The 11456-nt window shown below is 61.0% G+C and carries 9 protein-coding genes; 2 read left to right on the top strand and 7 right to left on the bottom strand.

What is annotated here, in order from left to right:
• The 7 genes from CR103_RS15870 to CR103_RS15840 form a co-directional block, all read right to left on the bottom strand.
• On the bottom strand, positions 1 to 393 hold a 393-nt coding region (locus CR103_RS15870; RefSeq protein WP_143752642.1), incomplete at its 3' end, for an IS6 family transposase.
• A 9-nt stretch (positions 394 to 402) separates the two neighbouring features.
• Positions 403 to 756: a hypothetical protein gene (locus CR103_RS15865; protein ID WP_099916921.1), complete on the bottom strand. Its 354-nt coding sequence runs from the start codon at positions 754 to 756 to the stop codon at positions 403 to 405.
• A 256-nt stretch (positions 757 to 1012) separates the two neighbouring features.
• The gene (locus tag CR103_RS15860) at positions 1013 to 2317 is read right to left on the bottom strand and encodes a hypothetical protein (protein ID WP_099916920.1); all 1305 of its coding nucleotides are present in this window, start codon (positions 2315 to 2317) and stop codon (positions 1013 to 1015) included.
• A gap of 352 nt (positions 2318 to 2669) precedes the next feature.
• Positions 2670 to 4115: an aldehyde dehydrogenase family protein gene (locus CR103_RS15855; protein WP_099916919.1), complete on the bottom strand. Its 1446-nt coding sequence runs from the start codon at positions 4113 to 4115 to the stop codon at positions 2670 to 2672.
• 11 nt (positions 4116 to 4126) lie between these two features.
• The gene (locus CR103_RS15850; RefSeq protein ID WP_099916918.1) at positions 4127 to 5620 is read right to left on the bottom strand and encodes a flavin-containing monooxygenase; all 1494 of its coding nucleotides are present in this window, start codon (positions 5618 to 5620) and stop codon (positions 4127 to 4129) included.
• 12 nt (positions 5621 to 5632) lie between these two features.
• Entirely contained in the window at positions 5633 to 7051 is a 1419-nt protein-coding gene (locus tag CR103_RS15845) for an MFS transporter (protein WP_099916917.1), read from the bottom strand.
• Between the two features lie 9 nt (positions 7052 to 7060).
• Complete coding sequence (locus tag CR103_RS15840; protein WP_099916916.1) at positions 7061 to 9568, bottom strand: TonB-dependent receptor; 2508 nt, start codon at positions 9566 to 9568, stop codon at positions 7061 to 7063.
• A gap of 158 nt (positions 9569 to 9726) precedes the next feature.
• Between CR103_RS15840 and CR103_RS15835 the strand changes: the two genes are divergently transcribed.
• Together CR103_RS15835 and CR103_RS15830 are read left to right on the top strand one after the other, a co-directional pair.
• Entirely contained in the window at positions 9727 to 10377 is a 651-nt protein-coding gene (locus tag CR103_RS15835) for a TetR/AcrR family transcriptional regulator (protein WP_099916915.1), read from the top strand.
• A gap of 51 nt (positions 10378 to 10428) precedes the next feature.
• Positions 10429 to 11448 carry an alcohol dehydrogenase catalytic domain-containing protein gene (locus tag CR103_RS15830; RefSeq protein ID WP_099916914.1) on the top strand — a complete coding sequence of 340 codons (1020 nt, stop codon included), beginning with the start codon at positions 10429 to 10431 and terminating at the stop codon, positions 11446 to 11448.
• Positions 11449 to 11456 lie beyond the last annotated feature (8 nt).

Below are 11456 nucleotides of genomic sequence, written 5' to 3'. Positions count from 1 at the left end.
CGGTGCGTAACGCAAGCCCTTGAGGAGCTTGCGGAAAAAGCGTTTTTCCGCCTGCCGGTTACGCCGGCTTTGCATGAGGATATCGAGCACATGACCGTTCTGGTCGACTGCGCGCCATAGGTAATGGCGCCGGCCCTTGATGGTTGGCACCACCTCGTCAAGATGCCATTTGTTCCCGCGCTGCGGCTGACGCCGGCGCAGTTCATTGGCATATCCTTGGCCGAACTTCAACGTCCATTGGCGGATTGTCTCGTACGTGACGATGATGCCACGGCTGGCCATCAATTCTTCGATGTCGCGAAAACTCAGCGAAAACCGGAAGTAGAGCCACACCACATGGCTGATGATTTCCGCCGGGTGGCGGAAGCCACGGTAGAGTAGGGAATTTTTCATCACGCTACTTTACAAAACTTTACTGACGGCGGTAAGTTGACAGTACCTGCGCCCATGGTTTTGCGCCAAATCTTCCTGAACCACGGTGGTGGCGTTGTTGGCCACCTTGTGCGAGATCATCTTGGCGAACAGCGGCGTGGTACTGGCCACGATGCGCGCGTCCATGTCCAGCGGACAGTACATCTTGCCGCCCCCGCTGGCCTGGTACACATGGCGCAAGAGATGCACCTCGCCGTACGGCGTCTGGTACACCTTTTCGACCTGCCCCTTTGTCGACCACTTGATCGCGCCCGTGCGGATCGGCGCGCCGTCGGTGTCAAACCGTTTGAGCGCCTCCTGCGACAACGTGACACCGGCGCTCATTGAGCGCGGCCCGAATGCGTTCCTCCACCTCGAGCATCGACCCGGAAAGCGCGACGCGCAGTTCAATCACTGCCGAGTCATTTTCCACTGAGCACAGCTTGATCATGATCTTCCCCTGCCAATCAAATTGCTTCAGATGCCAGGAAAATCCGAAAATTTGAACATATATTCAAGCACTTTGATTTGTATCAAACAGAGGACGCATCCGTCGGAACGTGTCAATCAATTTGAAACACCTGGGTTACATTGCTGAAGTCTAAACCGCGTTTTCAAGCTGCTTTTTTTTCCACAACCGGCGGGTTGATCCGAGCAGCGGTTGGCAGCCTGTGAGGTCGAGGCAGCCAGTTCTTGAATCGGCTTGGCGTGCGCTCAAAGGCATTTTGCAGAGTAGCCTGCGCAGCCCGTGGATTTCTGCAGCGCGGGCCGTGTGAACGCTCTCGGACGTCATCATGCCGATGCCTGAGTGCCGGTGCTCCTGGTTGTACCACGTGAAAAACGCTGCAGTAAGGCCAATTAGAAGCAACACGTTGCTTCCTGGTTCCGGGATCTGATTTATTAAATCAAGTCGAACAGCTTGGCAACCGAAACCTGCTTTGCATGCGGTTGCTGCTATTTGGCCATGTTCATTAATATCTACAGCGTCATTAATGTACCAGCCCTTCGCATCACCGATAAGCGTGTTCAAGTCAATCATTAGGCTTTTTTCATATAGAAATCCTGCTTGCGCAGCGTCTCCCAACGTGAAGGCGTTACCCACAACCTGCCCCAAATTGTTAAGCCCGTTGGCATTGCTTGCACGTCCTCCCAGTGTACCTATGTCAACCATTGATCCTGCGAAGTAAAAAAACGCATGTGGTACCCAGCTATCGTTAAATCCACCCCGGCCGTAGTAAATGTTGCCGACGACTTCGCCAATATCATTAATGCCGGCGGCCTGACTAAAGAGTCCGTCAAGCTTACCTAAATCTGTCATTACGCCATCAGAATAAATGAACGCGTTATTGTTGATGCTGCCAGCTACTTGGCCGATAATATTAATTGCTGCAGCAGTGCTTTGCCCACCGGGTAGGGGATTAAGATCGGCCATTGTTTTGGCTGAGTAAAGGAATGGATGACGTTCCCGGTTTTCGGAGGTGTACGCGTTCCCGACAACTTGACTTTTGTTGTTGATTCCCATTCCAACGCTTGCGGTACCGCCAAGAGCGCCCAAGTCCGTTATCGCACCAGCCTTGTAAAAAAAGGCGCTGTACGGAGCGCCGGTCGAGGGTACAGCGGTCCCCACCACTTCTCCAAGGTCATTAATTCCTGACGCGCTGCTCCATCCGCCTAACGTGCCTAGATCTAGGATACTAACGCCATCGCCCACGAAAGCGTGTGTGTTTCCATACACGTCTAATGTGGACGAGCCAGCAACTTGGCCCATATTATTGATAGCGTATGCCGTACTACTTCGGCCTCCAAGGGTGCCAATTTTGGTGATAAAGTATTTAACATCAGGGTCGGCTATCGCACAGTTCGGAAAAATGAACCAAGCCAGAATCGCAATTAAAATTGCTTTCATAATTTTCAATCAATTGAAGTGTTTCAATAATACCATCTTTTTTGCCTGTGTAAAAATATTACATGCGATGACTAGAATTTTAAAGCTGACTTTGAACGAGTGGACTTCGAGCGTGAACCTGACTGCACTGTGGACGCCATGGCAAAACCATAGCGGCCATGGTTTCGAAAGATAACCACCTTTCCGGAACCTCAACCTGCTTGCTTCAAGCCGATCCCGGATTTTCCAACGACGTCATCAGCTCATCGTGGCGTTCGCTGTCGCTCTTGTGCAAATAGGTCGCCGTCGTCGAGGTACTGTCAACTTGCTGAACCGGGGAAGCAAGTTGACAGTACCATCATCAAACCATTCATCATGGCGCCACATCCGCTGGGCTGCCCATGATAGCCTTGGTTTCGACAAATTCGTCGATGCCCGCCGCGCCCCATTCGCGTCCGAGTCCGGACTGCTTGTAGCCGCCGAACGGCGCTGACGGATCGACCGTGGCGCCGTTCAGGTGCACCATGCCGGTCCGCAGGCGCCGCGCCACGCCGCGTGCACGTTCGATCGTCGCGCCGTAAACGAAGCCGGACAGGCCGTACACGCTGTCGTTGGCAATGGCGATGGCGTCGTCCTCCGAATCGTACGGGATCATCACCAGCACCGGTCCGAAAATCTCTTCGCGGGCAATGCTCATGCTGCGTTCAACGCCGCTGAAAATGGTCGGACGGGCAAAGTAGCCGCGCTCGATACCATCGACGCGGCCGGTGCCGCCGGCCACCAGCCGCGCGCCTTCGGCCACACCTTGGGCGATCATGGCCTGCACGCGCCCGTACTGGCGTCCATTGGCAATTGGGCCGGTGGTCGTGGCGGCATCCTGCGGATCGCCCACTACCAGCCGGCCCAGCGCCTGTACGGCAATCACTTCGGCTTCGGCCAGCCTGGCGCGCGGCACGAGCATGCGCGACGGCGCGTTGCAGCTTTGCCCGGTGTTGGCCATCATGCCGATCACGCCGGAGGTCACCGCAGCTTCCAGCGGCGCATCGTCCAGAATGATGTTGGCCGATTTGCCACCCAGCTCCAGCGACACCACCTTGATGGTCTCGGCGGCGTGGCGCGCCACCGATGCGCCGGCGCGGGTGGAGCCGGTCAGCGACACCATGTCGACCAGCGGATGGGCCGACAACAACGGCCCGATCTCGGCGCCGTCGCCGTGGATCATGTTAAATACACCGGCCGGCACGCCAGCAGCGGCCAGAATCTCGGCGAAAATCTGCGAGGAATACGGCGCCAGCTCGCTCGGTTTCAAGACCATGGTGCAGCCGGTCAGCAACGCCGGCGCCACCTTGCAGACGATCTGGTTCATCGGCCAGTTCCACGGGGTGATCAGCGCGCACACGCCGACCGCCTCCTTGGTGATCAGGGTATTGCCTTGCTGCTGGTCGAACGGATAGCTGCGCGCCGCGCCCAGCACGGTTTGCAGATGCCACAGGCCGATGGGCGCCTGCACCGGCCGCGCCAGGGCTTTCAGCGGCGCACCCATTTCCTCGCTGATGGCGGCGGCCATGTCGTCCAGGCGACGTTCGTATTCCTTGGCGATGGCGCCGATCAGCTCGATGCGCTCGGCCAGCGTGGTGCGCGAATAGCTGGCGAAGGCCTGGTGCGCCGCGTTGACGGCGCGCTCCACGTCGGCCGCGTCGCCCAGCAGCACGCTGCCCGAGGGCGCTTCCGTGGCCGGGTTGATCACTTCACACAGCTGGCCACCATTGACTGGTGCAACCCATTGACCGTCGATATAGAACTGATGATAGTTGCGCATGTGATTTCCTGTTACGAGGGTTGCAGCTCGGGGTCGCGGCGGGTGGCGCGCGCTTCGAAAGTAATTATCCCGTCGTCGACGGGGTCTTGCAGCATGGTGATCTTGTCGCTCGGGTAGTGGCTGGACGACTGCCACGGCGCCCTGCTGCCCTGGCGTGGCATGCGGTCGTTGGCGCGCACCACGTAGCCGGAACTGAGCCCGCCCATGACCGACTGGTCGACCTTGCAGTTCTCGCGGTCGCGCGCCACGACTACGCTCATGCCCTTGGCGTCCATGTGTTTGTACAGGCGCGCCAGATAGCTGGTGGACAGGTCGGCCTTGAGCGTCCAGGAGGCATTGGTGTAGCCAATGATCCAGGCGAAGTTGGGCAGGTCCTGCAGCAGCACGCCCTTGTACAGCATATGCTCGCTGATCTTGTAGGGTACACCATCGACATGGATCTGGATGCCGCCCACAGCCTGAAGTTCCAGGCCGGTGGCGCTGACCAGCACATCGGCCTTGATCGCGGCGCCTGACGCCAGCTGCACTTCGCCGGCGCCAAAGCCGCTGATCCTGTCGGTCGCCACCGAGGCCTTGCCGCTACGGATGGCGGCGAACAGGTTTTCGTCGGGAACCACGCAGACGCGCTGGTCCCACGGCATGTAGCTGGGCGTGAAGTGGCTGATGTCGCACTTGCCGTCCAGCCGTTCGGCGGTCTTCTTGAGCAGGAAGGCGCGCGCCTTCTCGGGCCACTTGCGGCAGGCCTGATACACCCAGCCGGCGATGGCGGTGTTGCGCCGGCGCGCAATCGCAAATGCCCAGTTGCGCGGCAGGATGCGGCTGAGCGACTCGGTCATGCCGTCGCGCGACGGCACCGACATGATGTAGGTCGGTGAACGCTGCAGCATGGTGATGTGGGCAGCCGTCGGCGCCATGGCCGGGATCAGCGTGATCGCGGTGGCGCCGCTGCCGACCACCACGATATGCTTGCCGGTGCTGTCGAAGTCCTGCGGCCAGTGCTGCGGATGGATGATCTGGCCCTTGAAGTTTTCGATCCCCGGAAACGCCGGCGTGTGGCCGTTGTCGTGGTTGTAGTAGCCGGTCGACATCACCACTTGGCGGCACACAAAGATGCGCTGCCGGGTGGGATCGGCTTCGTCGTGGGCCGTCACGGTCCAGCGCTGGTCGGCGCTGGACCAGTCGGCGCGCACGGTCTTGACGCCGAAGCGAATTTTTTTGTCGACGCCGTATTCGCGCGCAGTATCGGCCAGGTAGTCGCGAATGGTGCTCCCTTCGGCCAGCACCTTGAAGTTACGCCAAGGGCGGAACTGGTAGCCATAGGTGAACATGTCCGAATCCGAGCGCACGCCGGGATAGCGGAACAGATCCCAGGTGCCGCCCACGTTCTGGCGCCGTTCCAGCACCGCATAGCGCAAGCCGGGACAGTCGCGCTCCAGCGTGCAGGCCATGCCGATACCGGATACACCGGCGCCGACAATCAATACATCTACATTTTCGGTGGCCATGAGGCGTTTCCTTTATTGGCGCTGGCCGTTATCGCGCACCAGGCTGACCAGCAGCAGGCCGATGAACATCAGGATGGCGATGGCGACATTGCCAGCCTGCTGGCTCTGGAAGGTGCTGACCGTGGTCTTCACCACCAGCGGCCCCAGCCACACGGTGGCCGTGGCGGACAAGGCATACAGGCCGAAGAAGGCGCCTGACTGCCCGGCCGGCATCATCCGCATGATGAAGGTACGGCTGGAGGCAAAGATCGCCGTATTGAACACCGCCACGATGCCGCCCAGCCCGAGGAACACCAGCTCCGGCAAGGTAGTAAACACCGGGCCATTCCAAAGCGGCGCCGCGTTGGCCTGGGTTGTAAAGACATACTTCATGCCGGCCGGCGACACGCCCAGCAGCGTCACCAGGCCGATAATGGTGCCGATGATCTCCAGCTGCACCGCGCGCTTGGGGCCGAGGACGCGGTCCAGCACGGACGCCAGCAAACCGCCCAGCGCCGCAAAAAAACTCATCAGCACGCCGAACGCGGTCATCTGCAGCACGCCCCAGTGCATCACCCCTGCCGCGTAGATACCGCTGAACAGGATCAGGGCAATCTGCGCGTCCGAGTACAGCATGCGCGCACCGAGGAACACCGCCACGTCGCGGTGCTGGCGCACGCTCTTGACCAGCACCTTCAGGTCACGCGCGCCGTCCTTCAACGCGCGCCAGAAGCCGACATTGGAAGGTGGCGCGTCGCGGCAGAACAGGAACATGGGAATCACGCCAAATGCAAACAGCGCGGCCGCGATCGGCGCGGCGACGCGGCTGGGCTCCGACAGCGCCACATCGAGCCCGAACAGCGGCGCCGCCGGCACCAGCGACCACTGCACCTTGCCCGGCAAAGCGAAGGCCCACAGCACGAACACCAGCGCGCCCACCGACACCACGTTGCCCAGCGCAAGCGCGAGGCCGGACATGGACCCATCGTCGGCCCGGTTCTGCGCGGCGAACGGCATCAGCGCGTTGTGCATCACCTCACTGTAGGTAAACAGCAGCGACAGCAGCACTGTTATGCCCAGCACCGCCGTCACGCTCAGTCCGGAACCGTCAGGCCTGGCAAACCACAGCACTGCCACCAGCGGGGCAAACAGCAGCGACATGATTTTCAGCGGCGGCAAGCGCCGCCCCATGCGGTCCGCCGCGGCGCCCAGAAACGGCGCCGTCAGCGCGGCGATCACACCGCCCAGCAGCGAAAAGCCGGCGATCATGGCCTGTCCCTTGACCGCGTTGCCGATCATGACGGTGGCGACGTAAGGCATGAAGATGTAGATGCTGATCAGGGTGATATAGGGGTCGCGTCCTCCCTGATACCACGACCATGCCAGCGCGCTGCGCGACATTTTCGCGCCGCGCTCCGCTTCCCGGATGGCACTCGTTTCGATAGGTTTCATCTCAGTTCCTTAAAAGCGCTTGCGCAAGGTAGCGCCGAGCATGCGCGGCTGGTTCGGGAAGGCGCTGTAGCTGCCGGCCTGCGCCACCGTCGGGAAGGCTGCCATGATGGTGCGGGTATCGGCCAGATTGCGCACCCACAGCATGATGTCGAACTGGCCTGGTTTGCTGCTCATGCCCACGCTGGCGTTGATGCTTCGCTTGCCCCAGGTAGCAATCGATGGCGGCGCGGTCGCGCTCAGCTGGGTCGGGCTGCTGTAGTCGTATTCCGCGCGCACGTAGCCGCTGTAGCCTTCCCCAAACTCGCGCGAGAACGTTGCGGAGGTCGACAGCGACAAGCGCGGGATGTTGGCCGGACGCTCGCCGGACAGGTCGCGCGATGCCGGCATCAGGCCGGTGGCCGGATTGACCGCGCAGCGCACGGTATCGTAGCTGACGCAGCCAGCCTGCAGGAACGAGTTGTACTTGGCGTCGAGGTAAGTGGCCGATGCGGTCAGGGAGACCCATTTTTCCGGTGTGTAGGCGCCATCGATTTCCACGCCGCGGGTCGATTCCTTGCCGGCGTTGGTCAGGTTGTAGCCGGTGCCGGTGTAGTCATTCGACTGGAAGCCCTTAATCGCCTGGTCGAACACGGCCACCGTCAGGAAGCCCTTGCGCATGGCGGTTTTCCAGCCGGCTTCGTACAGCACCACGTTTTCCGGTGCGGCGGTGCGGCCGATGCCGTTGGCGTCAGACGGGCGGCTGTCCGAGGACAGATTGAAGGCGCCGGCCTTCCAGCCGGTCGAGTAGCTGGCGTAGATGCTCGACGGACCCATGTCGTAGTTGACCCGCAGGGCACCGGTCAGCTTGCTGCCGGACAGGGTGCCGGATTCGCTGGCGTTGGGGAAGTTGACCGGCGCGTGCAGCGGCGAATTGCCGTAGTAGAACTGCAGGCCGCCCAGCGCGCCGTACAGCGCCGGCGGCAGGCCGATGGCGCGGAACTGCGGCACATTTTGCAAATTCAGACTAGAAAACGGATCGTTCAGCGTTACGTCCGACGAGGCCTTTTTACGGTCGCTCATGAAGGCCACGCCGGCGCTCACGGTCAGGTTCTCGGCCGCTTCCCAGTCGGCATTGCCGAACAGGGAGAACGATTCCTGGTTCATCTTGTAGTGGTCAAGGATGCCCTGCCCTGGCTTGAAGTAGGTCGAACCCGGCACGATAGACGGGGTGACCAGGCTTTGCAGGAACTCCAGCGCGTACATATTGGTTTTTCCAGTCAGCGCAGTGCGCAGCGACGCTGGCAAGGCGCCCAGCAAGGCGGCCGGTACCGCGCCGCTCAGGCCATTGGCAAAGCTGCGCAGTTGAGTGCCGTAGCTGATGTCCGTGCCGGTATCGAGCTTTTCCTTCTGGTAGAACGCACCGACCATCCAGTCCAGCGCACTGTGCTTGCTGGAGGCGAGCCGCAGTTCCTGGGTGAAGGTCGAAATCTTGTTGGCCTGGTTCTTGTTGGCCAGATCGGCGCCGGTGAAGTCGACATCCTGGTAGGACTGGTTGGTCTGGTTGCGGTAGGCTGTGATCGAGGTCACTGTCATGCCGCCGGTTTTCCAGTCAGCTTGCGCCGAGATGCCCTTGCCGGCCAGGCGGTTGACCGGGTCGGTATTGAAGACGATGGTGTCGTCGAATTTGTTGGCCGGGTTGCTGACTTTCGCGCCCAGGCCGTTCGGTGCGGCGGCGCCGACAAACTGGGTGGCGGGGCCGTTCAGGAGCGATACCGCACCGCAGCAAACCTCGGCGATGCGGTTGTAATCGGCAATCACCCGCACGCTCAAGGCGTTGTCAGGCTTCCACAAAAAATCGGCGCGTACGGAGGAACGGTCGCGATCATTGACGCCGGTGCCGGTGGTTTCGTTGTTCAGGTAGCCGTCGCGCTGGGTGCCGCTGACCGACAGGCGGTAGGCCATGGTCTCGCTGAACGGCCCGGTAATCGATGCCTTGACCTGCTTCAGGCTGTCGCTGCCGATACCGATTTCGGCCTTGCCGGCGAACGTGAACTGGGGCTTGACGGTGACGATGTTGATGGCGCCGCTGGAGACGTTTTTGCCGAACAGGGTCGATTGCGGTCCGCGCAGTACTTCGATGCGGCTCACTTCCGGCAAATCGTCTAGTGCCGACGAGGTTCTTGAACGGTAAACGCCATCGACGAACACCCCGACCGAGCTCTCGATACCGTCGTTGCCGGAGCCGTTACCGAAGCCGCGGATGATGAAATTAGTCTGTCCCACCGCGTTGAACTGGGTCACCTGCAGCGATGGCACGACCGATTGCAGGTCGATCAGATCGGTGATGTGGGCCTGCTCGATGGTCGCCTGGCTGGTGACCGACACCGAGATCGGCACGTCCTGCAGGGTAGCTTCGCGCTTGGTGGCGGTGATGGTGATGCTCTGGATGGCGTCGTCCGGCGCTGCGGCTTGCTGGGCATACGACGGGGCGGCGAGGACCGCCATGGAAAACAGGCCTACGAACTTTGAGTTACGCATTTCTTTTGTCTCCTCTTTTTAAGACACCGTGAATCGATGTTCTGTTGTTGCTATTTAAAATCACTTTTGCTAATCTAGTCAACACTAGATTTTCGAAATGTGCGATAAAGATGAAAACACAACCTTCTACCGCACCACAACCAGACACAGCAAAAGCAATGACCACCACAACCAAAAAAACCACAAGCAAGAAGCTGCCGGCACCGGCTACCGAGAAAAAGAGCAAGGCCGTGTCGCAAAGCGCCAAGTCGGACCAGAAGCGTGGCGAGATCGTGCGCGTGGCCATCGAAATCATCAACAGCAGGAGCTATGCGCAAGCCACCGTGGTCGACATCGCCGCCGCGCTCAATCTGCGCGACGCCACGCTGTACCACTACTTTCCCGACAAGCTGTCGCTGGCGTATGCCTGCCACCGCCACTCGCTCGAGCGTTTTGAACGCCTGCTGCTGGCCACCGACGCCGCCGGTGGCAACGGCGCCCACAAGCTGCGCCAGCTGATCCGCGACATGCTGGACGACTCGCAGGCCAACGGACCACTGTTGTACTTCGGCGACTTCTCTTACCTGCACGCGCCGCAGCGCAAGGTCATCGGTGCGTGGGGCGAGCGGATGCGCCAGCATTTGATCAAATTTCTGCAGGAAGGCATGAAGGATGGCAGCATCATCCAGTGTGAACCCGAGCTGGTGGTGCATCTGCTGATCGGCATGCTGATCTGGCTGGGCAAATGGGTGCCCGGCGTACCCGGTCTGACGGTAGACCGGTTGATGACGGCGATCGACGCCGTGGCATTCCGGGGACTCGACAAGTAGCCATCCCTGCGTTTCATCCCGATTTGTAAAAACATAAAAACAGGAGACAACATGAAAGCACTGCAGTTTATGCAAGTTGGCCAGCCGCTCGCGCTGGCCGAGGTAGCCATGCCCAGCGCCGGGCCGGGCGCGCTGATATTCAAGGTCAAGGCCTGCGGCATCTGCGCCTCGGACCTACACGCCGCCGAAGTCCCGGGCCTGCTGTATGCCGGCACGGTGCTGGGGCACGAATACACCGGCGAGGTGGTGGAAGTTGGCGCTGGGGTCGAAGGATGGCAGATCGGCGACCGCCTGGTGGCGCTGCCCGCCAAGGCCTGCGGCGCCTGCGCCGCCTGCCTGGAAGGCCGCGGCGACCAGTGCAGCCAGATCGTCATGCAGGGGTTCGATCCGCGCATGCCTGGCGCCTACGCCGAATATTCCAGCTGCATGGCGCGCCTGGCCATGAAAATCCCGGCCAACCTGAGCGACCGCGACGCCGCCACCGTCGAACCGCTGGCCGTCGGCCTGAACGCGTGGAAGACCGCGCAGGTGGCGCCCGGCGCCAGTGTGCTGATCATCGGCGCCGGCATCATCGGCCTGTCGGTGGCCAAGTGGGCCAGGTTTTTCGGCGCCAGCGACATCGGCGTGAGCGAAATGGTGCCGGCCCGCCTGACCCGCGCGCATGAGTGCGGCGTTGGGGTCGTCATCGACGCCGCCCAGCATGCCGATCCGGTGGCCGAATACGAGCGCCGCACCGGCCGCAAGCCAAGCGTCATCTTCGAATGCGTGGGCCGTCCGATGCTGGCGCAGCTGATCGCCATGGCGCCGCCGCATACGCACCTGGTCATGGTGGGCACCGGTATGCAGCCGGAAAGTTTCACGGTGGTCTCGGCCGCCATGAAGCGCCTGCGCATCACCTTTGCAATGGCCTATGAAGCGGCCGACTTCCCGTTCGTGCAGCGCATGCTGGCCGACGGCCGCATCGCCGTCGACGGCCTGGTCACCGCCACCGTCAGCCTGGAACTGGCCTCAGCCATGTTCGAACTGCTCGGCAAATCCAACGATCATTGCAAAGTGCTGATCACCCCCTAGCCTACCGC

Source organism: Massilia psychrophila (assembly GCF_002760665.1).
GTDB lineage: Bacteria > Pseudomonadota > Gammaproteobacteria > Burkholderiales > Burkholderiaceae_D > JAFCUW01.
This window is presented reverse-complemented; position numbering and strand designations above follow the sequence as displayed.